Annotated in this window: 1 protein-coding gene; it reads left to right on the top strand. The window is 38.6% G+C overall.

Annotated features, from left to right (window positions below):
• The first annotated feature begins 865 nt into the window (after positions 1–865).
• Positions 866–1498 (top strand): response regulator transcription factor, encoded by a 633-nt coding sequence (locus tag AABW11_RS19925; RefSeq protein ID WP_340107087.1) that lies wholly within the window; start codon positions 866–868, stop codon positions 1496–1498.
• Positions 1499–1774 lie beyond the last annotated feature (276 nt).

The following is a 1774-nucleotide window of genomic DNA, read 5'->3' on the forward strand; positions in this document are numbered from 1 at the left end:
TCAGCCGATTCCTTTGGAAACCATGAGTTTTTCCAACCCGGAGTTGTGCAACAGACTCGGCTGATGCGCCAATTCCTACCAACAATAGATTTGTTCTGGCGTCTTCACTATTTTTAGTCTTGTCAGGCATAAAAAAAATGGGCTTGGTAATAAATTATTTCTTACTAAAACATAGTAAAATAATAAGCATGTACCGAATAGGAGTGAAAGTCAATTATGCTGGTTGTTTACTTATGTTCAATATGAGTGTAAAAAAGAAGGATAGACATCGCTAAAAAAATCACAGACTGAACAACTCCATGATTTTTTTGACCTGATTACCAATTCCACTCTATCTATTTATGATAAATGCAATCGAACTATAAGCGAACACATTTTCATCTCGGAAAAGATAAGAGACCTTACACCACATAGTGTTGTTTTCGGAGGAGGAGTTACTCATCAATAGTTACTTATTTTACCAAAAAATGCGGATTTATAAATGTTACATCGCAGATTATACCCGGGGGTTTTCCATCTTCAGTTGATATAAGACAAAAGTTTACTTTAAGGATTTTAAATCAGCTTGAAGATACTTTACAGGGAAAATTTAAGTTGCCTGCGGTGTAATCCCAACACTTGACCTTTAATGAGCAAAACAGTCATATTAGGTAACAGGGAAGCATACCCGGATAATTGAAGATGTCTTAGCTAAATAAAATTTTACGATTAATTCACTAACTTTCTCTTTTTTTATATGTTGAATTAGATCACAGATATACTTAAAATTCATTAATCATATCATTTACAAACACTTAGCGCTTTTGAAGATTATTCTGTCCTTAAAGAAAAGAAAATTTGACTCGGTAAAAATGAGTGAAAGATCGTGATAAAAGTTTCAGTTGCTGACGACCATCCCCTAATGCTTGAAGGCGTAAAACGAGTATTAAATAGAGAGGTGGATATTGAAGTAATCGGAGAGGCACAATCCGGGGCAGATGCTCTGAGTATGCTGGTTGACGCAAAACCGGATATTCTTATCCTTGATCTTACAATGCCCGGTAAAAGCGGACTCGATTTACTTAAAGACGTTAAAGTGTTACATCCGGAACTGCCGGTTTTGATTTTAAGCATCCATCCGGAAGAAAGGTTTGCTGTACGATGTATAAAAGCTGGTGCAGACGGCTACTTATGTAAATCTGGTATCGTCAATGAATTGACACAAGCTGTACGAAAGATCGTGCTGGAGAATAGAAAGTATATAACGGCGGAAGTTGCGGAACAGCTGGTATCACAGGTAAATTATGAGGGCCGCCCTATTCATGACTCCCTGTCTGACCGCGAATTTGAAGTGCTTTGTATGATAGCTGAAGGCAAGGATGTGCAAGAAATTGCGAAGGAACTTTCACTAAGTCCACATACGGTTCATACCTATCGCTCCAGGATTAAAGAGAAGCTCAATCTTACCACCAATGTAGAAATGACACGCTATGCTATTCAAAATCATTTAATTACTTAAGGTTTTCGGGTAAAGCGCATTCTTGTCAACCTCTATAAGGAGTCATCACGATAACGTACACATCAAAAGAGCGTTAAGATTTAAATCTTAAGTGGTTTAATTCCCCGACCCTCTGGGTCGGAAAAGATAAAAGTCCCCCTTCGACGGCAATGTCACTAACATTAGCCAATATTGACGTCTTTCCCCGTACTTTTGAACGGTCAAAAGTACGCAAAACCCGCCGGGCTGGTGATTCCTTCCGTCGGGATTTGCGGTCCGTTTTGTCCCGAAGGGATC

The organism is Rhodohalobacter sp. 8-1 (genome assembly GCF_038150125.1).
Taxonomy (GTDB): Bacteria; Bacteroidota; Rhodothermia; order Balneolales; family Balneolaceae; genus SW132.